This window comes from Pseudomonas promysalinigenes (genome assembly GCF_014269025.2).
Lineage (GTDB): Bacteria > Pseudomonadota > Gammaproteobacteria > Pseudomonadales > Pseudomonadaceae > Aquipseudomonas > Aquipseudomonas promysalinigenes.
In genome coordinates, this window is sequence record NZ_CP077094.1 from 4150114 (window position 1) to 4174472 (window position 24359).

Annotated in this window: 9 protein-coding genes; 2 read left to right on the plus strand and 7 right to left on the minus strand. The window is 63.5% G+C overall.

Annotated elements, in window-relative coordinates; all coding sequences use genetic code 11:
- Positions 1-24: 24 nt before the first annotated feature.
- The 7 genes from cyoE to hmpA form a co-directional block, all read right to left on the minus strand.
- Positions 25-912 carry a heme o synthase gene (gene cyoE, locus HU725_RS18885; RefSeq protein ID WP_060480569.1) on the minus strand — a complete coding sequence of 296 codons (888 nt, stop codon included), beginning with the start codon at positions 910-912 and terminating at the stop codon, positions 25-27.
- 11 nt (positions 913-923) lie between these two features.
- Positions 924-1256 (minus strand): cytochrome o ubiquinol oxidase subunit IV, encoded by a 333-nt coding sequence (cyoD, locus tag HU725_RS18890; RefSeq protein WP_054887538.1) that lies wholly within the window; start codon positions 1254-1256, stop codon positions 924-926.
- Entirely contained in the window at positions 1256-1879 is a 624-nt protein-coding gene (gene cyoC / locus HU725_RS18895; protein ID WP_027920308.1) for a cytochrome o ubiquinol oxidase subunit III, read from the minus strand. The genes cyoD and cyoC overlap by 1 nt, the downstream gene beginning before the upstream one ends.
- A 3-nt stretch (positions 1880-1882) precedes the next feature.
- The gene (gene cyoB / locus HU725_RS18900; protein ID WP_186477644.1) at positions 1883-3901 is read right to left on the minus strand and encodes a cytochrome o ubiquinol oxidase subunit I; all 2019 of its coding nucleotides are present in this window, start codon (positions 3899-3901) and stop codon (positions 1883-1885) included.
- Positions 3902-3904: 3 nt separating this feature from the next.
- Entirely contained in the window at positions 3905-4840 is a 936-nt protein-coding gene (gene cyoA / locus HU725_RS18905; protein WP_060480572.1) for a ubiquinol oxidase subunit II, read from the minus strand.
- 559 nt (positions 4841-5399) lie between these two features.
- The gene (locus HU725_RS18910) at positions 5400-5906 is read right to left on the minus strand and encodes a disulfide bond formation protein B (protein WP_186477643.1); all 507 of its coding nucleotides are present in this window, start codon (positions 5904-5906) and stop codon (positions 5400-5402) included.
- 331 nt (positions 5907-6237) lie between these two features.
- On the minus strand, positions 6238-7416 hold the full coding sequence (gene hmpA / locus HU725_RS18915; RefSeq protein ID WP_186477642.1) for an NO-inducible flavohemoprotein: 1179 nt from the start codon (positions 7414-7416) through the stop codon (positions 6238-6240).
- 152 nt (positions 7417-7568) lie between these two features.
- On the opposite strand from hmpA, the gene norR reads away from it, so the two are divergent.
- Together norR and HU725_RS18925 are read left to right on the plus strand one after the other, a co-directional pair.
- On the plus strand, positions 7569-9122 hold the full coding sequence (gene norR, locus HU725_RS18920; RefSeq protein ID WP_186477641.1) for a nitric oxide reductase transcriptional regulator NorR: 1554 nt from the start codon (positions 7569-7571) through the stop codon (positions 9120-9122).
- A gap of 135 nt (positions 9123-9257) precedes the next feature.
- The gene (locus HU725_RS18925) at positions 9258-24341 is read left to right on the plus strand and encodes a BapA/Bap/LapF family large adhesin (protein WP_217872364.1); all 15084 of its coding nucleotides are present in this window, start codon (positions 9258-9260) and stop codon (positions 24339-24341) included.
- Positions 24342-24359: the final 18 nt, after the last annotated feature.

Sequence of the window (24359 nt, forward strand, 5' to 3'; positions counted from 1 at the left end):
TTTTGGGTGAAGCACTCGCCTCGATCAGCGTGCGTAGGTCATCAGCACATCAGCAGCAGTTTGGCTGTCCACCGACATCATCACGCTTAGGGCAGTGACGGTCAGGATGGAGAAGCCGAACACCTTGCGCGCCCACTTGCTGTCGTCTTCAGCTTTGTAGCCGCCCCAGGCCATGTACAGCCAGTAAAGGCCCATGGCGGCCGCCACGGCCAGGTAGCCGAGGCCGGCATACCCGCCAAGGGTGAGCATCAAGGTCGCGAGCAGGAAGGCCAGCACGTACAGCACGATCTGCTTCTTCGCCGCAAGAATACCGCGCGCCACCGGCAGTACCGGAATGTTGGCAGCGCTGTAATCCTTGAAGCGGAAGATGGCAATGGCAAAGCTGTGCGGCATCTGCCACAGGCTGAACATCACCAGCAGGGTCACCGCAGCCAGGTCGAAGCTGTTGCTCACGGCGCAGTAGCCGATCACCGGAGGCATGGCACCGGACAGGCTGCCGACCAAGGTGCCGTGCACCGATTTACGCTTGAGCCAGAGGCTGTAGAAACCGACGTAGACCACGAAGCCTACCGCTGCGCAGAACGCCGCCAGCGGGTTGGCCTGAACATACAGCAAGCTGAAGCCGGCCACCCCAAGAAGGGTGGCATAGGCCAGCGCGATGGGCAGCGACATGCCGCCCTGCACCATGACGCGGTTCTTGGTGCGCTCCATCTTGTGGTCGATGTCACGGTCGATGCAGTTGTTGAACACGCATCCGGACGCCACCACCAACGAAGTACCGATCACCACCGCCAGGAACAGAGCGAAATCCACATGGCCCTTCGAGGCAAGGAAGAAACCGCCTGCCACGGAAAGCACGTTACCGAAAATGATCCCCGGTTTGGTGATTTGGATAAAGTGCTTAACGGACATGCAGTCTTACCTCACTTGGCCATCATTTCGAAGTGGATGCTGAACATGATCCACAGCGACAGGCCGACCAGCAGAGCGATTACCAGGGTGGTGAACAGGAACGTCGACACATTGGAGCGCTGCTCTTTCGAGCGGTCCATGTGCAGGAAGTACACCAGGTGTACCACTACCTGAATCACGGCCATGGCCACGATGATCAGAACGGTCAGGTTCTTCGGCAGGCTTGGCGACATGGCCAGGCCAAACGGAATCGCGGTCAGGATGATCGACAGGATGAAGCCGATCATGTACGACTTGACGCTGCCGTGGTTACCTTCGTGATGAGTGTCGTGTGCGTTAGCCATTACAGAACCCCCAGCAGGTAGACGACGGTGAATACGCAGATCCAGACCACGTCCAGGAAGTGCCAGAACAGGCTCAGGCAGCTCATGCGGGTCTTGGCGGTCGGCGTGATGCCGTGCTTGTTGATCTGGTACATCATGATTGCCATCCAGATCAGGCCGGCGGTCACGTGCAGACCGTGGGTACCTACCAGGGCGAAGAAGCCCGACAGGAAGCCACTGCGGGTTGGGCCGAAGCCCTCGCCGATCAGGTGATGGAATTCATAGATTTCCATCGCGATGAAGCCTGCACCGAACAGGAAGGTCACTGCCAACCAGCCCAGTACGCCCGCTTTCTTGCCATCGAACATCTTCAGCATGGCGAAGCCGAAGGTGATCGAGGACAGCAGCAGGAACAGCGTTTCAACCGCTACGAAGTCGAGCTGGAAGATGTCATGACCCGACGGGCCGCCGGCAAAACTGCCGGACAGCACCGCGTAGGTGGCGAAGAGCGACGCAAACAGGATGCAGTCGGTCATCAGGTACAGCCAGAAACCGAGGACGGTCATCTGGCCCGAGTCGTGGTGGTGGTCATCGTGAGCATGGTCATGACCATGCGCGCCACCGTGGATTACTTGACTGGACATTGATTACACCCGTTCAAACGATTCGACACGTGCGCCGGCAGGCAGAGCACCTGCGTGGGCCAGCGCTTTCAGACGCTCGCCTTCGATGCGCGCCACTTCTTCGGCCGGAACCATGTAGCCTTGGTCGTCACGCGCAGCGTGGCGAACGAAGACTGCGATGGTTGCCAACAGGCTTGCGCCCACCAGCCACCAGATGTGCCAGATGAAAGCGAAACCGAAGACAGTCAGGAACATACCCATGAACAGACCGGTAGCGGTGTTGTTCGGCATGTGGATCGCTTCGTACTTGCCAGGCACCTTGTAGGCAACACCGGCTTCCTTGGCTTCGTTCCAGCAGTCCAGGCCAACTTTCTCAGGCATGTGGGCGAAGTTGTAGAACGGAGGTGGCGAGGAAGTCGACCACTCCAGAGTACGGCCGCCCCATGGGTCGCCGGTCACGTCCAGGTTCTGCTCGCGATCGCGGATCGAAACGACGATCTGGATCAGCTGGCAGGCGATACCGAACAGGATCAGTACGGCGCCGGCAACGGCTACGTACAGGTAGGGTTCCCACAGTGGGTTGTCGGAGTGGTTCAGACGACGGGTCATGCCCATGAAGCCCAGGGCGTACAGCGGCATGAACGCTACGTAGAAGCCGGAGATCCAGAACCAGAAGGCAGCTTTGCCCCACTTCTCGTTCAGCTTGAAGCCGAACGCTTTTGGCCACCAGTAGGCGAAGCCGGCGATGTAGCCGAATACCGCACCACCGATGATCACGTTGTGGAAGTGAGCGATCACGAACAGGCTGTTGTGCAGCACGAAGTCAGCACCCGGAACAGCCAGCAGAACGCCGGTCATACCACCGATCGAGAAGGTGATCATGAAGCCCAGGGTCCACAGCATCGGTGCGGTGAAGCGCACACGGCCCTGGTACATGGTGAACAGCCAGTTGAACAGCTTCACACCGGTCGGAATGGAGATCAGCATCGTCGCCAGGCCGAAGAAGGTGTTGACGCTGGCGCCGGCACCCATGGTGAAGAAGTGGTGCAGCCATACAGCAAAGCCCAGAACGGCAATGGCGCCCGATGCGTAGATCATCGAGTGGTGGCCGAACAGACGCTTGCCAGAGAAGGTCGAAGTCACTTCCGAGAACACGCCGAAGGCCGGCAGGATCAGGATGTAAACCTCAGGGTGACCCCAGGCCCAGAACAGGTTGACGTACATCATCGGGTTCCCACCAAGCTCGTTGGTGAAAATGTGGAAGTCCAGATAACGGTCAACAGTCAGCAGTGCCAGTGCAGCGGTCAGAATCGGGAACGAAGCCACGATCAGCACGTTGGCCCAGGTGCAGGTCCAGGTGAAGATCGGCATGTCCATCAGCTTCATGCCAGGTGCGCGCATCTTCATCACGGTGACGAGGAAGTTCACGCCGGTCAGTGTCGTACCCAAACCTGATAGCTGTAGCGCCCAGATGTAGTAGTCGACACCCACCCCAGGGCTGTACTGAATACCCGCAAGCGGCGGATAGGCAACCCAGCCGGTCTTGGCGAATTCACCAACGCCCAGCGAGATGTTGACCAGCAGCACGCCTGCCAGCAGCAGGTAGAAGCTCAGGGAGTTGAGGAACGGGAAGGCAACGTCACGTGCACCGATTTGCAGCGGAACTGCAAGGTTCATCAGGCCGGTGAAGAACGGCATCGCCATGAAGATGATCATGATCACACCGTGAGCGGTGAAGATCTGGTCATAGTGTTCAGGCGGCAGGTAGCCTTCGGAGCCACCGGTAGCGGCGGCCAACTGGGTACGCATCATGATGGCGTCGGCAAAGCCGCGCAGCAACATGACCATCGCGACGACGATGTACATCACCCCGATTTTCTTGTGGTCGACAGTGGTCAGCCACTCGGTCCACAAGTAGGTCCACTTGCGGAAATAGGTGATAGCACCAACGACAGCAATACCCCCGAGCGCAATCATGGCAAGGGTCACCATGACTATCGGCTCGTGGAAGGGTATCGCCTCCAGGGTTAATTTACCGAACATCTCTTACTCCTCTGCACCGGCAGCTGGTTGCGCACTCGACTCGGTGGTGGCCAGATCTTTGCTGCCTGCTTCTTCGTGGCTCGGACGACCGCGGTTCATGCCTTCGTACTTGTCGACGATCAGCTGGAACTGGTCAGGCGAGGCCTCGCCATACAGCGCGACTGGGTTGTTTTCGCTTGGTTTGGCCAAGGCGTCGTAGGTGGCCTTGTCCAGCTTCTTCGGCGACTGCTTGACCTCGGCGACCCACTTGTCGAAGTCTTCCTGAGAGGTGGCAGTGGCCTTGAATTTCATGCCGGTGAAGCCGGCGCCGCTGTAGTTGGCGCTGATACCGTCGAATTCGCCGTTCTCGTTGGCGATCAGGTGCAGCTTGGTGGTCATGCCCGCCATGGCGTAGATCTGACCGCCCAGGCCCGGGATGAAGAACGAGTTCATCACGGCGTCGGAGGTGACGCGGAAGTTGACCGGGGTGTTAGCCGGGAAGACGATCTTGTTGACCGTAGCGATGCCCTGCTCCGGGTAGATGAACAGCCACTTCCAGTCCAGCGCGACCACGTCGATCTGCAATGGCTTCACATCGGAATCCAGTGGGCGATACGGGTCCAGCTTGTGGGTGGACTTGTAGGTCACGTAGCCCAGGGCAATGATGATGATGATCGGGATGATCCACACCGCAGCTTCGATCTTGGTCGAGTGCGACCAGTCGGGGGTGTAGGTGGCGGCCTTGTTCGAAGCACGGTACTTCCAGGCGAACGCCACGGTCATGATGATGACCGGAATCACCACCAGCAGCATCAGGCCAGTAGCGATCAGGATCAGGTTCTTTTGCTCAATGCCGACCTGACCTTTCGGGTCGAGCAGGGTCCAGTTGCACCCACTGAGTAAAAGCATGCCTAAAAAGGGCAATATGCCAAACAGTCTGGGGTAACGCTTTTTACTCATCTCACGACCTCTAGATCAGCTTGCTTCAATGCAATTTGTGTTTTGGTAGCCAACACTTCGTCCTGCCAAGTGCGGCATGTAGCGCCCGAACTCGCTCCCGCCCCGGCCTGACTGCAAGACCTTGGCGTGAAGCGTGATAGCGGTGCTTATGGTTTCTTAGGCAACAGGCCTGTACTTCAGACCAAGTCCATTTGGTGCGGGAAAACGCGGAGGGGGGTCCGCCCGGTATCGCCGTTTGGCGAAACTTGACGAAGTCAGCAAAAAGAAGCGCTGAGGGCTTCCTTCAATCCTGCGACTCGCAAGCAGTGCCGAACGGGAATTGGGGGCGATTGTAGATAGGTCGCCAACCCTTGACTATGACTTATTGAGCAACAGTCCTTTACAGGATCTGTAACAATCCGAGCGAGAAATTCAACTTCGCGACAGTTTGTCGCACCCCGCTTGCTAGCCCTCCAGCCCTTGCCCGACAAGGGCTGTAGGTTGATCTGGATCAAGCGGGAGAGGACTTTTCACTCATCTCATGCCGTGCAAAAGCCCGCTGAGAATTCGGGACTTTTGTCTAAGCCTGACGCCGGTTGCGCCAGATGCCCAGCGGGACCAGGATGGCTGTCAGCACGAACGCCAACAGTGCCCACTGCGCCAGCGACAAACCGAGGATCGGCGGGTACGGCGTACTGCAGAAACCGTCTACCTGGAACGCCAGTGGCCAGAGCTTGGCCAGGGGCAAGTCGTCAACGATCGGCTGCAAGGTATCGATACCGCAACTGACCATCGGGTTGGCGAGTATATACACATGGTTGCCCGCTGCAATGATTCCGCCAATGGCACTGAGCACGACCAGGCCCTCGAGCAGCGTCAGGCTGCGGCGCCCAGGCATGGCGGCACCGATGAACGCGAAGATGGCGATAAAGAGCAAGGCATACCGTTGCAGGATGCACAGCGGGCAAGGCGCCTCGCCCAGCACCACCTGCATGTACAAGGCACCGCCGATCAGGGCGAGGCAGATCACCCCCAGCAGTACCAGAAAGCGCCGTTCGCGGTTCAGGCGCAGGGTTTGTTCGTTCATTGCCGATTCCTTCGATGGATAGATGGCAGCGTGGTCCGCCCGCCTGGGTGCGATTCTACACACAGGCATGGCCCCATAGCGTATCGAGGCGGCGAGACAGCACGGCGCTGGGCTATCCGCAGGTGCTAAGACCGAGTAGTGCGACAGCGGTTCAACGACAGCCGGTTAAAAACGGCCCCCCAGGTGCCGCGATAGGGCAAGCCCCTCGACACCCGGCAGTGAAGGATACAGCGATTAAAAGAGGATTAAAGATGAAAGGTGCCCATTTTACCTTTCATCTTCCTTATATAGAGGTTGCATCAAAACAACCGCGTATAGAGCGATTGGTGATCTACTCGAGCGCAGCCGCAGGGCCAAAAAATTCATAGCGGCTCTGCTGCTCAGGCACGCCCAAGCCTTTCAAATGCCGCTTGATAGCCCCCATGAACCCCTTGGGCCCCAGGAAGTAAACATCGACATCACGCTCGTGCCCCAACCATTGGCCTAGCAGGTCCTGATTGAGCAGGCCAACCGCATCGGCATGGTGCGCGTCCTGCCCTTCGCCATAGCAATAAAAACGCTGAAGCTGCGGGTGTCGCTCGGCCAGCCCATCGACCCACGCGCGGAACGCATGAACCGAGGCATTGCGTGCGCAGTGAATGAAGCGTACCGGCCGCTGAGTCTGCAGAGCTGCTTCGAGCATCGCCAATGTTGGGGTAATGCCTACCCCGCCGCTGATCAGCACCAAGGGCTTGTCGCTGGCCGCCAGGGTGAATTCTCCCGATGGCGGGAACAGTTGCAAGGTATCCCCTACGACCAGTTGATCATGCAGATAATTGGAGACTTTACCGCCCTGCTCCCGCTTGACGCTGATGCGATATCCCAGGCCATCGCACAGCGCCGACAGCGAGTAATTGCGCCGCTGCTCGGCACCGTCGATGAACAGCCTAAGGCCGATGTACTGACCTGGTTCAGCCTTGAGTACCGGCAAGCCATCGACGGGGACGAAATAGAACGAGGTGATTTCGCAGCTTTCCTGCTCGCGGCGTGCCAGGCGAAATTCACGGGTGCCGCGCCAACCGCCTGCGGCTTGCGCTTTTTGTTGGTAGAGGCTTTCTTCTGCGCCGATCAGGATGTCCGCCAGTTGGCCATAGGCGCCAGCCCAGGCGGCTATGACCTCGGGCGTGGCGATGTCGCTGCCCAGTACCTCCTCGATTGCCCGCAACAGGCACTTACCGACGATAGGGTAATGCTCCGGCAGAATCTGCAGGGCAACATGTTTGTTGATGATCTGCCCGACTAGCCCACCGAGTTGTTCGAGCTGGTCTATGTGCCGTGCGTACATCAGCACCCCGTTGGCCAAGGCACGAGGCTGGTCTCCGCTGGCCTGATGAGCCTGGTTGAAAAGTGGCCGTACCTCGGGATACTCATTGAGCATCATGCGGTAGAAATGGGTAGTGAGCGCTTCACCGCCGGTTTCCAGCAATGGGACGGTGGCTTTGATGATTGCGCGTTGTTCGACACTGAGCATTTGCAACTCCTAAGCCTCAGGCTTGATAAGGTTGCGCTAACAGTTACAGCAATCATGCCAAGTAATAATTCCATTTAAATCAATATCTTATAAGTGAAAGTGTCAAATTGACCTGGCTCCACGTATAGTCACTTTGACTAAAGGGAGTCCTTATGACTAATACTCCGCTACTTACCACGCTGCTGCCCTTGGTCAGCGATCTGTCCCGGGATTTGCCCGACCAGGAACGCTATCGTCGTCTTCTGCAGGCCATGCGCGGGTTGTTGCCCTGCGATGCCGCTGCATTGCTGCGGCTGGAAGGCGAATGGCTGGTGCCGCTGGCGGTGGATGGGCTTTCCCCCGACACGCTTGGCCGCCGCTTCAAAGTCAGTGAGCACCCGCGCTTTGAGCTGCTGCTAAGCCGCCCGCAACCCACACGCTTTGCCAGCGATTCAAGCCTTCCCGACCCCTACGATGGGTTGGTCAACACCCCTGGGGCCACGCTTGAGGTGCATGACTGCATGGGCTGCCCACTGATGGTGGACGAACGCCCCTGGGGCTTGCTGACCCTCGACGCCCTCACCCCAGGCCAGTTCCAGAGCCTGGAGCTGGACGCCTTGCAAGCCTTTGCCAGCCTGGCGGCCGCCACCGTGACCGTAGCCGAGCGCATCGAGCAATTGGCGCTGCGCGCCGAGGACGAGCATCACCGGGCCGAGGTCTATCGTCAGGCCAGCGGCCAGGACCGGGCATTGATCGGCCAGAGCGCCGCGCACAAGCGCCTGCTGGAAGAAATACGCCTGGTCGGTGGCAGCGAGCTCACCGTACTGATCAACGGCGAAACCGGCGTAGGCAAGGAGCTGGTGGCCATGGCCTTGCATCAGGCCAGCCAACGCGCCGCCAAACCAATGGTCAGCCTCAATTGTGCCGCTCTGCCCGACACCCTGGTGGAGAGCGAACTGTTCGGCCATGTGCGCGGGGCATTCACCGGCGCCCATGGCGAACGCCGTGGCAAATTCGAACTGGCCAATGGCGGCACCCTGTTTCTCGATGAAGTTGGTGAGCTGCCGCTGGCCGTGCAGGCCAAGTTGCTACGTGTGCTGCAAAGCGGCCAACTGCAAAGGCTGGGTTCGGATCGCGAACACCGCGTCGATGTTCGCCTGATCGCCGCCACCAACCGCGACCTGGCGGCAGAAGTGCGGGCAGGTAACTTGCGCGCTGACTTTTATCACCGCCTGAGTGTGTACCCGTTGCATGTGCCGCCGCTTCGCGAGCGTGGCCGCGACGTACTGTTGCTCGCTGGCTACTTCCTCGAACAGAACCGATCACGCCTGGGCTTGAACAGCCTGCGGCTTAGCAGCGCCGCGCAAGCGGCATTGTTGGCGTATGACTGGCCGGGCAACGTGCGCGAACTGGAGCACCTGATCGGCCGCTGCTCGCTCAAGGCTCTAGGCCAGCACGCGCAACGCCCACGTATCCTCACCCTGGAGGCAAGCGACCTGGGCTTGCATCCCACTGAGCCGGTTGCGCCGGGCGCTTCGGCCGAGACACCTCAGGCCGCTATGCCTCTGCCGACAGGCGGTCTGCGCGAAGCGGTGGATGATTACCAACGCCAGCTCATCGCCGCCTGCCTGCAAAGCCATCAGCAAAACTGGGCAGCAGCAGCGCGCGAGCTGGGGCTGGACCGCGCCAACCTCAACCGACTGGCCCGTCGCCTGGGGCTTCGCTGAGATGGATTTCTACTAAAGGACTAGGCGCAAAGCCATCTGGTGGCGATCTGATGGGCTGCTATATCTCCCTAACACACGGTACACGGCCCTCACACGGCCACCTGTGCGTGTACCGAAAGCCAGCAGGGAGCACTCATGGACAACATCGTAGTCGCTGACAAGCAATCCGCCGTGGCCACCCAGAATGCCTGGGGCGATATCAACCTCAACAGCCCTGGCGTAGTGCAGATGCCGGTAGCCCCCGACCAGGTGGCCACCGTCACCCGGCGCGGGCAAGATCTGATTGTCACGCTCAAATCCGGTGAAAAGGTCACCATCGGCAACTTCTTCGCCGTGGATCAGGCCGGTGTTGGCAGCGACATGGTGTTCGTCGGCGAAGATGGCACCTTGTGGCATGCCAACTACGATGCGGCAGCGTTCACCGGCTTCACGTTCGACGAAGTGGCATCGCTGGATCAGCTGGTGGCCGGTATTGGTGTTGCGGGTGAAGGCACTTCAACCTTCGCCATTGCCGCCCTTGGCCTGCTCGGTGCCGGTGGCGTTGCGGCTGCGGCGGGCGGCGGTGGGGGCGGTGGCGGTGGCGGCCAGCCGGGCGACACTACCCCGCCAGCGACGCCCATCGACTTGCTGGTTTCCCCAGATGGCTTGCGCGTGTCAGGTCGCGGTGAAGCGGGCTCGACGGTCAACGTATTCGACCCGGCTGGCAACCTCATCGGCACAGGCACCGTTGGCAGTGATGGTAGCTTCACAGTCGACCTGGGCAGCCAACAAAATAACGGCCAGGGGCTGACCGTCACGATCACCGACCCCGCTGGCAACACCTCTACGGGCGGCACGGTAACCGCACCTGACACTACCGCCCCCACGCCGCCAAGCGAGTTGGCAGTCGACAGCCAAGGCACCACCCTCACCGGCCGCGCCGAGCCGGGCTCCACGGTACAAGTACGCGGCGCCGACGGCACTCTTTTAGGCACTGCCACTGCGGGCGCGGACGGCCAGTTCAGCGTCACGCTGCAACCGCCGCAGACCAATGGCCAGGCCTTGAGCGTCACCGCTACCGATGCCGCTGGCAACACCTCGCAAAGCGGAACGCTGAGCGCACCGGACACTACCGCCCCCACGCCGCCAAGCGAATTGGCAGTCAACAGCCAAGGCACCACCCTCACCGGCCGCGCCGAGCCGGGCGCCACCGTGCAAGTACGTGGCCCCGGCGGCACCTTGCTGGGCACTGCCACCGCGGGCGCCGATGGGCTGTTCAGCGTCACCTTGCAACCGCCGCAGACCAGTGGCCAGGCCTTGAGCGTCACCGCTACCGATGCCGCTGGCAACACCTCGCAAAGCGGAACGCTGAGCGCACCGGACACTACCGCCCCCACGCCGCCAAGCGAATTGGCAGTCAACAGCCAAGGCACCACCCTCACCGGCCGCGCCGAGCCGGGCGCCACCGTGCAAGTACGTGGCCCCGGCGGGACCTTGCTGGGCACTGCCACCGCGGGGGCCGATGGGCTGTTCAGCGTCACCTTGCAACCGCCGCAGACCAATGGCCAGGCCTTGAGCGTCACCGCTACCGATGCCGCTGGCAACACCTCGCAAGGCGGATCGCTGAACGCACCGGACACTACCGCCCCCACGCCGCCAAGCGAATTGGCAGTCAACAGCCAAGGCACCACCCTCACCGGCCGCGCCGAGCCGGGCGCCACCGTGCAAGTACGTGGCCCCGGCGGCACCTTGCTGGGCACTGCCACCGCGGGCGCCGATGGGCTGTTCAGCGTCACCTTGCAACCGCCGCAGACCAATGGCCAGGCCTTGAGCGTCACCGCTACCGATGCCGCTGGCAACACCTCGCAAAGCGGATCGCTGAGCGCACCGGACACTACCGCCCCCACGCCGCCAAGCGAATTGGCAGTCAACAGCCAAGGCACCACCCTCACCGGCCGCGCCGAGCCGGGCGCCACCGTGCAAGTACGTGGCCCCGGCGGCACCTTGCTGGGCACTGCCACCGCGGGGGCCGATGGGCTGTTCAGCGTCACCTTGCAACCGCCGCAGACCAATGGCCAGGCCTTGAGCGTCACCGCCACCGATGCCGCTGGTAACACCTCTGGGGCTGCGGCGATCAGCGCGCCTGACGACGGCACTCCACCCGATACCACACCTCCCGAGGCACCGACCAACCTGGTGATCGGCGTTGCTGGCCAACAACTGAGCGGAAGGGGGGAAGCCGGCACAACCGTGCAGGTGCGCGATGCCAGCGGCAACCTGATTGCCAGCGGCACGGTAGGTGCCGATGGCACGTTCCTACTCACCTTGTCGCCAGCCGTGAAAGACGGCAGCACCCTGCAGGTAACCCTCACCGATGCTGCCGGCAATGTGTCAGCCCCAGGCTCGGTGACCTCCGCCGATCTGCAACCTCCAGCGCAACCCACTGACCTTACCCTTGCCGACGGCGTTACCCTGACCGGGCGCGGTGAGCCTGGCACGACGGTGCAGGTGCGTGACGCCGCCGGTAACCTGGTTGGCAGCGGCCAAGTGGGGACCGATGGCACCTTCAGCCTCACCCTGTCGCCGGCCCAGGCCAATGGCCAAGCACTGGACGTGCGCCTGGTCGACGCCGCTGGCAACACCTCGGCGCCGCTGCAATTCGACGCTCCGGATATCACTGCACCTGCCGCCGTCACCAACCTGGCGGTAGGGCCGGACGGGCTGCAATTGGCCGGCCGTGGCGAAGCCGGGGCCACGGTGCAAGTGCGCGATGCCGATGGCAACCTGCTGGGCAGTGCAATAGTCAGCGCCAACGGCACCTTCATCGTCGACCTGGCCCCTGCCGTGGCACCGGGCGCGCAACTGAGCGTGGTGCAAACCGATGCTGCCGGCAATGCATCGCCCGTCGTCGACTACGATGTGCCCCTGACCGGCGTCCCAACCAGTCCAACCGACCTGAATATCGCAGCCGATGGCACCAGCATCAGTGGCAGCGCCCAGCCCGGCACGCGGGTGGAGGTGCGTGGCGCCGACGGCACGTTGCTAGGCAGCGTGGTGGTAGGGGCCGAAGGCACCTTCACCGTGCCGCTGAACCCGGCGCAGGCCAACGGCCAGCTGCTGGACGTCACCGCCGTCGACAGCCTCGGCACATCGTCGCTGCCCACGCAGATCGGCGCACCCGACATCACCGCCCCCACAGCGCCAAGCGAGCTTGAGGTCAGCGCAGACGGCACCCTCGTCACCGGCCGGGCCGAGCCTGGCAGCACCGTGCGGGTCCTGGCTGCTGACGGCACCACCGTGCTGGGTTCCGCCGTGGTGGGCCCGACCGGTGTATTCAGCATCAGCCTCGCGCCCCCGCAGGTGGACGGCGAGTCTTTACAGGTCACGGCTACCGATGCGGCTGGCAATGCCTCTGCGGCCAGCACCGTCACTGCGCCGGACATCGACGGCGGCACCGATACCACTCCACCACAACCTGCCAGCGACCTGGCCATCAGCGGCGACGGCCGCCTGGTATCGGGCCGTGGCGAAGTGGGCGCGACGGTCAAAGTGCTGGATGACCAAGGCCAGGTGATCGGCACCGGCACCGTTCAGGCCGATGGCACGTTCAATGTGGTGTTGACCGAACCTGTCACCAACGGCTCGTCTCTGCAGGTCACCCTTACCGATGCTGCTGGCAACGTGTCGACGCCAAGCCTGCTGACTGCCCCCGATCTGCAACCCCCAGCGCAACCCACTGACCTTACCCTTGCCGACGGCGTTACCCTGACCGGGCGCGGTGAGCCTGGCACTACGGTGCAGGTGCGTGACGCCGCCGGTAACCTGGTTGGCAGCGGCCAAGTGGGGACCGATGGCAACTTCAGCCTCACCCTGTCGCCGGCCCAGGCCAATGGCCAAGCACTGGACGTGCGCCTGGTCGACGCCGCTGGCAACACCTCGGCGCCGCTGCAATTCGACGCTCCGGATATCACTGCACCTGCCGCTGTCACCAACCTGGCGGTAGGGCCGGACGGGCTGCAATTGGCCGGCCGTGGCGAAGCCGGGGCCACGGTGCAAGTGCGCGATGCCGATGGCAACCTGCTGGGCAGTGCAATAGTCAGCGCCAACGGCACCTTCATCGTCGACCTGGCCCCTGCCGTGGCACCGGGCGCGCAACTGAGCGTGGTGCAGACCGATGCTGCCGGCAATGCATCGCCCGTCGTCGACTATGATGTGCCCCTGACCGGCGTCCCAACCAGCCCAACCGACCTGAATATCGCAGCCGATGGCACCAGCATCAGTGGCAGCGCCCAGCCCGGCACGCGGGTGGAGGTGCGTGGCGCCGACGGCACGCTACTGGGCAGCGTGGTGGTAGGGGCCGAGGGCACCTTCACCGTGCCACTGAACCCGGCGCAAGCCAACGGCCAGCTGCTGGACGTGACCGCCGTCGACAGTCTCGGCACATCGTCGCTGCCCACGCAGATCGGCGCACCCGACATCACCGCCCCCACAGCGCCAAGCGAGCTTGAGGTCAGCGCAGACGGCACCCTCGTCACCGGCCGGGCCGAGCCTGGCAGCACCGTGCGGGTTCTGGCTGCTGACGGCACCACCGTGCTGGGTTCCGCCCTGGTGGGCCCGACCGGTGTATTCAGCATCAGCCTCGCGCCCCCGCAGGTGGACGGCGAGTCTTTACAGGTCACGGCTACCGATGCGGCTGGCAATGCCTCTGCGGCCAGCACCGTCACTGCGCCGGACATCGACGGCGGCACCGATACCACACCACCACAACCTGCCAGCGACCTGGCCATCAGCGGCGACGGCCGCCTGGTATCGGGCCGTGGCGAAGTGGGCGCGACGGTCAAAGTGCTGGATGACCAAGGCCAGGTGATCGGCACCGGTAGCGTTCAGGCCGATGGCACGTTCAATGTGGTGCTGACCGCACCTGTCACCGACGGCTCGTCCCTGCAGATCACCCTTACCGATGCGGCTGGCAACGTGTCGACGCCAACTCCACTGACCTCTCCAGACTTGCAGGCCCCAGCACAGCCCACGGGCCTGAGCCTGAGCGATGCGGTGACATTGACCGGCAGCGGCGAAGCGGGTACGCGGGTGGAGGTGCGTGATGCCAGCGGTAATCTGATCGGAACCGGCATCGTCGCCGCCAATGGCAGCTTCAGTGTGACCCTAGATGCCCCGCAGGCCAACGGTGAGCAACTGTCCATAACGCTTACCGATGCGACGGGCAACCGCTCGATCCCGTTGGCCTACACCGCGCCCGACACAACCCCACCCGCGCAGATCACCGACATTACGCTAGGCGCTGGCAGCCTGGCGGTTTCGGGCCGCGGCGAACCGGGCGCAACGGTCGAGGTTCGCGATGGCGCAGGTGCGTTGCTTGGAAGCGGCGTTGTCAGCGCAAACGGCACCTTCCTGGTCAATCTGGACGCGGCACTGACTACCGGCCAGTCCATCGAGCTGGTACAGACCGATGCGGCAGGCAATCCGTCTACCGCCGTAACCGTGATCGTGCCAGCCGCCCCCCTGCCGGACAGCCCCACCGGGCTGGCAGTCAGCGCCGACGGCACCACGCTCAGCGGTAACGCACCTGCTGGCACGCAGGTGCAGGTGCGCGATGGCAACGGGAATGTGCTTGGCAGCGTGCAAGTTGGCAACGAGGGCACCTTCACCCTCACCCTCGACCCGGCGCAGGCCAATGGCGAGCTGCTTGATGTGGTGGCTGTCGATGCCGGCGGCAACAGCTCACTGCCGACTCAAATCAGCGCTCCGGATATTACCCCCCCCAACGAGGCCACCGATCTGCAAGTCAGCGCCGACGGCGTGACGCTGACGGGCCGGGGCGAACCTGGCGCCACGGTACAGGTCACCAACGCCCAAGGCACGCTGCTGGGCACCGCCGTGATAGGCGCCAACGGCCAGTTCGCGGTGACACTGGACCCGGCGCAGAACGACGGCCAACAGCTGGATGTCGCCCTGCGCGACGGTGCCGGCAACACTTCCACTACGACGGTAACCGCACCTGACTTGGACGGCCCGCTGCAACCCTCTGGCCTGGCGATCGACATCACCGGCCTACACCTGACCGGTACGGGCCAGGCCGGCTCGCTGGTCACAGTGCGCGCTGCCGATGGTACGGTGCTCGGTACAGCCACGGTGGGTGCCGACGGCCGCTTCGACGTAACCCTTGGCCAGCCACAACTAAATGGCCAGAGCCTGACCGTGGAAGCCACCGACAGCCTGGGCAACAGTGCAGGGCCGGTCGGTTTCATCGCGCCTGACAGCACCCCACCACAAGTGGTCGGTACGCCGAGTGTCGATGGCGCCGGCGCTACTGTCAGCGGTACTGGCGAAGCCGGCGCCACGGTCACCGTGCGCGGCCCCAATGGCGCGGTGCTGGGCAGCGCCGTGGTGGGCAACGACGGTAATTTCCAAGTCACCCTCGCACCCCCTCAGACCAACGGCCAGGCATTGACCGTTGAACAACGCGACCCTGCCGGCAACGTTTCGCCTTCGGTGGGCTTGAATGCACCCGATACTACCGCGCCGGCCATCACCACCGGCCTTACATTGTCCGCCAATGGCGCGCAATTGACCGGTTTCGGCGAGCCTGGTGCGCAGGTGCGAGTAACCGGCACTGGGGGTGCTGTGCTGGGCAATGCTACGGTGCAGGCCGATGGTAGCTTCAGCGTCACCCTCACCCCAGCGCAGCTCAATGGTCAGACCCTGACCGTCATCCAAACCGATGGCGGCGGCAACCCCTCCCCTGCCAACACCCTGATCGCCAGTGACTTGCAAGCACCTGAGGCAGCGCAAGGGCTTGCGTTGAGCGCCGATGGCACGCTGCTTACTGGCCAAGGTGAGCCTGGCGCGACCGTGCAAGTGCGCGACACTGCCGGGCAGTTGCTTGGCAGCGGCGTCGTGGGGCAGAACGGTAGTTTCAGCGTGACCCTCTCGCCCGCGCAAATCAGCGGCGAAACGGTGTCGGTGGTGTTGACCGACGCCGCTGGCAACGCCTCGCCGTCGGTGCCCTTCACGGCTGACGATAGCAGTGGCCCGGCGGTGCCTGGCGGGGTACAAGTGAATGCCGATGGCACCTTGGTGACAGGCACAGGTCAGGCCGGCGCAACGGTTGAAGTGCGCAACGCCGCAGGTGACCTGCTGGGCAGTGTCGTGGTGCCTGCCAGTGGCACATTCAGCGTGTCGCTGACCCCAGCTCAGCTCGATGGCCAGACACTCGACGTCGTGCAAATCAATGGCCAGGGCACAGCATCGGCCGCTGCCCAGGCCATCGCACCCGATCTGACCCCACCGCAACTGCCGACAGACCTTGCCATTACCCCTGATGGCCTGGCCCTGACCGGCAATGCACCCGGTGCGGCGTCGGTCACCGTGCTCAGCCCCAGTGGTGTAGAAACCACCGTAGCGGTCAACCCTGACGGCAGTTTCAGCGTGCCATTGGCCACAGCCCTGCTCAACGGCGAGACGGTGACCGTGGTGGTCACTGATGCTGCCGGCAATAGCACCGCGCCGACCCCGGTGATCGCTGCCGACACCACCCCCCCTGCTGCGGCTTCGGACATTGCTGTCAGCCCGGATGGCGGCACGATCAGTGGTAGCGCTGAGCCCGGCACCACGGTTATCGTGCGCGACGGCAACACCCAGCTGGGCAGTGCTACAGTTGGGCCCGATGGCACCTTCGCGGTTCAGGTCAACCCACCGTTGGCCACTGGCGACAGCGTGCAACTGGTAGTACAAGACGGCGGCAACAATGAAACCGCAGTCACCGTCAACGGCCCGGACGGTACCGAACTGGCCGCGCCGAGCAACCTTGCGCTGAGCGCTGATGGTTTCCTGCTGACTGGTGAAGGTACAGTCGGCTCGCTGATCACCGTCACTTCTGGCGGCACCACGCTCGGCACCGGCACGGTCGGCAGCGATGGGATCTTCCGCATCTTCTTCGCCAATTCCCAGCTCAATGCGCAAGTGCTGAGCGTCAGTGCGCGGGCTTCAGCCGGTGGCGCACCTTCGGTACCCGCTACGCTGCAGGCACCGGACACCACGGCGCCCGATGCGCCTACTCAGGTTGCCATCAACCGCAGCGGCACCACCCTCAGCGGCCGCGGCGAAGTGGGTGCGACCGTCAGCGTCACAGACGCCAACGGCGCCGTCGTCGGCTCTGGCACAGTCGGTAGCAATGGCCTGTTCAACATCACCCTGACGCCTGCGCAAAGCGATGCGCAAAACCTCACCATCACCCAAGCCGATGCGGCCGGCAATGTATCGTTGGCGGCCACCTTGCAGGCGCCTGACCTGCAGGCACCGGATGCTGCGAGCGGCCTGAGCCTCAACAGCGCGGCCACTGTGGTCAGCGGCCAAGGTGAAGCTGGCGCCACCGTAACCGTGCGTGATGCCAGCGGCGTCATCCTGGCTACCGGCACGGTGAACCAGAGCGGGCAGTTCCAGATCACCTTGCCCAGCGCCCAGACCACTGGCAGCCCTCTGCAGGTGACCCTGGCTGATGCTGCCGGCAACGTGTCCAGCCCCGCCAGCCTGGCGACCCCTGACCGCACGCCGCCGGCGGCCGTCACCAATGCGCTGCTCAGTGCCGATGGCCGGCAGTTGTCTGGCAGTGGTGAGGTCGGCGCCACCGTGCAGGTGCGCAATGCCGCCGGCACCTTGTTGGGCACCGCCACCGTGGGGGCCGATGGGCGTTTCACGGTGATCTTCGACACACCGCAGAACAGCGGCCAGGCAATTGGCGTCAGCCAAGTGGACGCAGCTGGCAATGTCTCACCAGCCGTCAGCCTGACCACACCGGACCTCACCGCACCAAGCCCATTGACCAATGTGGTGCTCAACAACAATGGCCTCACCCTGACCGGGCTGGGCGAAGCCGGGGCCACCGTCACCGTGCGCGGCGCCGATGGCACTATCGTCGGTACCGGGGTAGTAAGCGCCAACGGCAGCTTCACTCTCGACCTGGACACTGCTCAGCTCAACGCCCAGCGATTGAGCATCACCCAGACCGACGCAGGCAACAATACTTCGGCCGCTGTCAACATCATTGCCCCCGACTTCACGCCGCCAGCCGCACCCAGCGACCTAGCGCTGTCCAGCAGCGGCCTGCAGTTAAGCGGTAGTGCAGAGGCAGGCAGCACGGTCACCGTGCGCGATGCATCGGGTGCGGTGCTCGGCACCGCTGTGGCTGCCGCCAACGGCACCTTCCAGGTGACCCTGAACAGCGCCCAGACCAACGGCCAGGCCCTGCAGGTCACCGCTACCGATGCGGCGGGCAATGTCTCGCCAGCAGCGCCCTACACCGCCCCCGATACCACACCGCCCGCAGCGGTTGCCAACCTGGCGGTATCGGCGGATGGCACGACCTTGACCGGTACCGGCGAGGCCGGTGCCACGGTGACCGTCCGCGCTGCCGATGGCACTGCGCTGGGCAATGCCATCGTCGCGGCCAACGGCCAGTTCAGCGTCACCCTGAGCCCTGCCGCCAACACGGGCGCGGTGCTCAGTGTGGTGCAGACAGATGCCGCACTCAACGCCTCACCCGAACAGCAAGTCACGGCACCCGGCGCTGCAGCGCCAGCGTCGCCCAGCAACCTGGTGCTGTCGGCCGATGGCCTGACCATCACCGGCACCGCCACGCCTGGCATCATGGTCAAGGTCTACGGGCCCAATGGGGTGCTACTGGGCATGGCCCCGGTCGGTAGCGACGGTAGTTTCACCGTGGCCCTTGGCTCAGCCCAGGCCAACGGTGAAGTGCTGCAAGTGAGCGCCATCGGCAGCGATGGCACCAGCTCCCTGCCCACACTGCTGCAGGCGCCTGATACCACCGCACCGCAGCCTTTGACCAACCTGATGCTGTCCAGTGATGGGCTGGTGGTCACGGGCCGTGGTGAGGCTGGCGCTACAGTCACCATCACCGGCGCAGGCGGCGCCAGCCTTGGCAGCGCCGTCGTCGATGCGAGCGGCAATTTCAGCGTCACACTGGCTGCTGCGCAGATCAATGGCCAACAACTCAGTGCCGCGCAAACCGATGCTGCAGGCAACGAGTCCAATAGTGTGAGCCTCACCGCGCCCGACCGGGTGGCACCCGATGCGCCGGCCAATCTGGCCTTCGCTGGGGGTGGTAGCCTGCTCAACGGCACCGGCGAGGCCAACGCCAACATCAAGGTGCTGGCTGCCGATGGCAGCGTGATCGGTACCGGTGTAGTAGCTGCCAACGGCACATTCCAAGTCACCCTCACCCCCTCCCAAGCCAATGGCCAGCAGGTTCAGGTGGTGCTGACCGATGCCGCAGGCAACCAGTCGGCGCCCACTGCCATCACGGCACCTGACACCACGGCGCCAACACCACCCACCGAGCTTGCGATTTCCAGCGACGGCGTGACCATCACTGGCCGCGGTGAAGCTGGGGCAACGGTGACCGTTACCAATGCCGGTGGCCAGCAGGTGGGTACGACTACCGTCGACGCCAGTGGCAACTTCACCGTCACCCTGAACCCGGCCCTGAGCAACGCCGAGGTCCTGAGCTTCACCCAGACCGACGCAGCCGGGAACGTGTCGGCCGCAGCCACCTTGACCACGCCGGACTTCACCCCGCCCGACCAGCTCACCAATGTGCTGATCAATGCCGATGGCAGCGTGGTGACAGGCGCGGGCGAACCAGGCGCCACGGTCACCGTGACCAATGCCGCCGGTGTTCTGCTGGGCACCACCACAGTGCTTGCCGATGGCAGCTTCCGCGTCGAACTGACCCCAGCGCAGATCAACCTGCAGGTGCTGTCGGTGCAGCAGGCTGATCCACCCGGCAACATCAGCGAACCGGTCACGGTCACCGCACCAGACCTCACCCCACCGGCCGCGGCCACCGCGTTGCAGCTCAATGCCGCTGGCGACCAGCTTGGCGGTGTCGGCGAAGCGGGCGCGACGGTACGGGTGTTCGTTGGCAACGTGCAAATTGGCACCGCCACGGTAGCTGCCAACGGCACCTTCCTGGTCAACCTCGACACCCCGCAATTGAATGGGCAGTTACTGCAGGTCACGCTGCAGGACAACGCCAACAACATCTCGGCGATCAGTAGCCTCACCGCTGCCGACGTCACGCCACCTGCCACGGTCGTCGCTTCGCTCAACCCAAGCGGCACCCAGATCAGCGGCACCGGTGAGGTCGGTGCGCAGGTCACTGTGATCAACAACCTGGGCAACCTCATCGGCCAGGGCGTCATCGCCGTCGACGGCACCTTCGTGATTACCCTGACCACCGCGCAGGTCAACGGCCAGCAGTTGACCGTCATTGCCCAGGACCCTACTGGCAACCCGTCGCTGCCGCTGCTACTGACCGCCCCAGACCTGACCCCGCCGGTACAGCCGGGCAGCCTGAACGTGACCGGCAACGGCACATTGCTCAGCGGCACGGGTGAGGTAGGCAGCGTTATCACTGTGCGCAACCCAGCCGGCACGGTGGTCGGCACCGTGACGGTGCCCGATGGCGGCAATTTCGTCGTCACGCTGAGCCCCGCTCAGAACAACGGGCAGTTGCTCACCGTAACCTCCACCGACGCCGCTGGTAACGTCTCGCTGCCTGGCACCTACCAAACCGCCGATACCTCGCCGCCAGCCATCGTCACCAACTTGGCCATCAACCCCGACTACAACGTGCTCACCGGGCGTGGCGAAGCGGGTGCCACTGTAACCGTAAGCTTCGGTGGCCAAGAGATCGGCACCGGCCAGGTCGACAGTGCTGGCAACTTCTCGGTCAGCCTGTCACCAACGCCTGGCTCGTCGGCGATCCTGACCGTGACCCAGGCCGACGCCGCCAATAACATTTCGCCAGTGGCCAGCTATACCACCCCGCTGGTTCCACCGGCCGAGCCCCCAGTCAGTGCAGTATTGGCCGCCGATGGCCTGACGCTGACAGGTGTAGCAACTGCGGCCGCGGCGATCCGTGTCTACGATGCTGATGGCAACCTGATCGGTAGCGGTTTGGCCAATCCAGTCACCGGCGCCTTCACCGTCACGCTCGACAGTGCCCAACTCAACGGGCAACACCTGTCGGTGACGGCGGTGTCGGCGCTAGGCGGCGAATCGCAGCCAGTGTTTATAACGGCTGCAGATATCACCCCACCGGCCAACCCGGTGGTCACTGCGCTGTCGGCCAATGGCCTGCTGCTGACCGGTACCGGGGAAGCAGGTGCCACCGTCACCGTGCGTGATGCCGGGGGGGCCGTGCTTGGGACGGGGCTGGTCAACGGCGCAGGGGGGTTCGCCATCAACCTCAGCAGCGCCCAGCTCAACGGCCAGGTGCTGAGCCTGAGCCAAGCCGATGCTGCGCTCAACGTATCCGCCACCACTACCTTCACCGCACCCGACACCCAGGCACCGCTGGCGCCAACCAGCCTTGCGATCAGCGCGAACGGCACCGTGCTCACCGGCATCGGCGAACCCGGTGCCACCGTCACGGTGCTAAGCCTGACGGGCGGTTCGCTAGGCACCGCGGTGGTGCAGGCCAACGGCACCTTCAGCGTAACCCTCAACACCGCGCAAAACGACGGCCAGGCCCTGGTAGTGCGCCAGGCAGATGCCGCCGGCAACCTTTCGGCCTGGGCCGCCATCACGGCACCAGATACCACACCGCCCACCGCTCCTGTGGCCACGATCAACGCCAATGGCACCTTGATCAGCGGTTCGGGCCAGGTCGGCAGCACGGTGACGGTACGCAATAGTGCAGGCACTGTGCTCGGCACTGCCACGGTCGGCACCAACGGGCTGTTCGTGGTCAGCCTCAGCGCTGCGCAAATCGACAACCAGGCGCTGACCGTCACCCTGACCGATGCCGCAGGCAATGTGTCCACCGGCACCGCGCTTACCGCTCCTGATCTCACCCCGCCCGCCCTGCCCGGCAGCCTGGTGATCAGTGCCGACGGCACGACCTTGACCGGCACCGGCGAGGTGGGCGCCACGGTCACCGTACGCAACGCCAGCGGCACGGTACTGCAGACTGCCACCGTGCAGCCAAATGGTAGCTTCACCGTTACCCTGAGCCCCGCGCAGGACAACGGCCAGATCCTCTCTGTGACACTGACCGACCCGCGTAACAACGTATCCGGCGCAGCAATCGTCACAGCGCCTGACCTGGATGCGAACCTGCCACTGGTCGCCAGCGACAACTTGGCCACGGCGAATGTGACGCTCTCGCCCGTAACCACCTCGCAAACCTTCAACGACAGCTTCACAACGCTGCTGTCAGGGTTCAGCAAGACCTTCACCTGGACGGTGGGCGCCGGTACCACTGCCGACCCCACCTTGCTGCTGTCAACCAACAGCGTGCTGGCCCTGCTGAACAACGCCAACTTCACCTTGCAGGTCAAGGACGCCAGCGGTGCATGGGTGACAATCGCTACCGGCAATACTCAGGGCCTGCTGGACCTGATCGTGCTGCCGATAGGGCTGCAGGTAGACATCGGCGTGCTAAAAGCCGGTGACTATCGCCTGACCGTAGCCAGCGGCGGCATAGGCTTGGTCACCAACGTCGCCACCACGCTGGAAGTCGATATCACCAGCCTCACCCAGTTCACCGGCAGCGGTACTGCAACCTCGGGCAACGTCATCACCGATCCGGGTACTACCGGCGTCATCGACTCGCTGGGGCCAGACAACGCCGCCGTACTGCAGGTGCTCAAAAACGGCAGCTTCGTTGCCGCCGCCAGTGGCGCAGGCACCACGGTGCAAGGCCTGTACGGCAGCCTGGTGATTCATGCCGACGGTAGCTACACCTACACCCCCAACGGCACCCCCGCCAGCGTGGGCAAGGTCGACGTATTCAGCTACCAGCTCGTGCATCCGAACGGCCAGGCCGCTGCGGCCAGCCTCTATGTGCGCATCGACAGCCCACAGGCCACTGAGGTCTGGAGCGACACCAACCTTGGCGCGCCAGCCACCGTGGTGGACGCCGTCAACGACATCGATAGCACCAACATCACCCTGGCCAACCGGGTCGACACCAGCAGCACAACCCTAGGCACGCTCAGCCTGCCGGTAATCGGCGCACGCCAGGCCACCTACACTACCACCGTAGCCGCCGACACCAGCGCCGACCTGCAAGTGGTGATCAACTCGGCCAACCTGCTGACCTTGCTGGGCAATACCACCATCGCGCTGTACAAACTCAACACCAGTACTGGCCAGTATGCTCTGGTGCAATCGGTACCTGGCAGTTCGCTGCTGACCCTGTTGGGTGGTGGCGCCGGTTATACCTTTAGTGGGCAAACGGCCGGCAGCTACCAGGTACGCGTGAACTCCAGCGGTATCGGTTTGCTTAGTTCGATTACCACCAGCCTCAATGCCACCACCACGCACCTCACCGAGTTCGTGGTCAGCAACTACACCGCGGTGAGCGGTAACCTGATCACCGACGCGGCGGGGGCAGACACGCTTGGGTCGAGCCTTACCGTGCTAAGCATTCTGACCGCAGCCAACACCTTCACCGTACCTGGCTACAACGGCGTGAGCGTGGTGGGCACCTACGGCACGCTGCTGGTACAAGCCGATGGCAGCTATACCTACACCCTCAAAAGCGGGCTGACCTCAGCGGTGATCGGCCAGCATGACACCTTCACCTACGAGCTGACCCACCCCAACGGCACCACCGACACGGCCACCCTGACCGTCAACCTAGACAATGCTGCCGGCCTGACCACCTTCTCGGCACTGGCGGCCGATACCAGCGATGACAATGCGGTGGTTGCAAGCCTCGCGGCGGCCTCTGGTGAAGTGATCGCCGGCACCGACGGCGATGACCACTTGGTGGGCAGCCAGGGTGGCCACATCACCCTGGAAGGCGGCGCCGGCAACGATACCCTCGAAGTGGTCGACCAGAACTTCGCCAGCGTCGACGGCGGCACCGGTACCGACACCCTGTTGTGGGGCGGTGGCGATGCCAGCATCGACCTGGCAAACCTGGCCGATCGTATCCACAACATCGAGGTCATCGACCTCAACGACACCAGCGCGGTGGCGCTGACCCTGAACCTGGCGGACGTGGTAGCCATCACCGAAGCCAGCAACGACACGCTGATCATCAAGGGGGACGGGCAAGACTCAGTGCACATGACGGACAACTGGACCTTGGTTGCAAACCAGACCGTCGATGGCATCGACTATAACCAATACACGGCCCAGGAAGATCCGAGCCATCACCTGTGGGTGCAGAACAGCATCCATGTCGTCTGAGGCCGCTGCAAACCGCCG

Coding starts and splice junctions, on each gene's coding strand:
- cyoA (WP_060480572.1), bottom strand. CDS start 4,840: ATGAGTAAAAAGCGTTACCCCAGACTGTTTGGCATATTGCCCTTTTTA.
- norR (WP_186477641.1), top strand. CDS start 7,569: ATGACTAATACTCCGCTACTTACCACGCTGCTGCCCTTGGTCAGCGAT.
- cyoD (WP_054887538.1), bottom strand. CDS start 1,256: ATGGCTAACGCACACGACACTCATCACGAAGGTAACCACGGCAGCGTC.
- cyoB (WP_186477644.1), bottom strand. CDS start 3,901: ATGTTCGGTAAATTAACCCTGGAGGCGATACCCTTCCACGAGCCGATA.
- HU725_RS18910 (WP_186477643.1), bottom strand. CDS start 5,906: ATGAACGAACAAACCCTGCGCCTGAACCGCGAACGGCGCTTTCTGGTA.
- cyoC (WP_027920308.1), bottom strand. CDS start 1,879: ATGTCCAGTCAAGTAATCCACGGTGGCGCGCATGGTCATGACCATGCT.
- hmpA (WP_186477642.1), bottom strand. CDS start 7,416: ATGCTCAGTGTCGAACAACGCGCAATCATCAAAGCCACCGTCCCATTG.
- HU725_RS18925 (WP_217872364.1), top strand. CDS start 9,258: ATGGACAACATCGTAGTCGCTGACAAGCAATCCGCCGTGGCCACCCAG.
- cyoE (WP_060480569.1), bottom strand. CDS start 912: ATGTCCGTTAAGCACTTTATCCAAATCACCAAACCGGGGATCATTTTC.